At 68.5% G+C, this 260-nt stretch carries 1 protein-coding gene; it reads right to left on the reverse strand.

The window, feature by feature from the left end; genetic code table 11:
* Positions 1-260, reverse strand: a 260-nt coding sequence (locus SB816_RS32845; protein ID WP_410548361.1) for a glycosyltransferase, incomplete at both ends; no start/stop codon positions are given.

The raw sequence follows: 260 nt of genomic DNA on the forward strand, positions 1-260 counted from the left end.
CGACCACGCGAGGAATTCGTCGCGCGTGAACGCCGACACGCAGACGATGGCCGAGCAGCGGCGGTACAGCGGACGCAGCACGGTGTCGTAGTACAGCCGATGCGCACGCGTATAGAAGTGGCGATGCGTGAGATCGTGCACGACGACGACCGACGGCAGGCCCGGCCACGCGGCCGGTACGAAGCCGGGATTCCAGAACACTGCATTGCGCGCCGGCAGCTTGCGCAGCGCGCGGCTCAGCGCGAGCGGCGACAGCGGAT

Source organism: Achromobacter sp. SIMBA_011 (assembly GCF_046535435.1).
Classification (GTDB): Bacteria; Pseudomonadota; Gammaproteobacteria; order Burkholderiales; family Burkholderiaceae_B; genus Achromobacter; species Achromobacter dolens.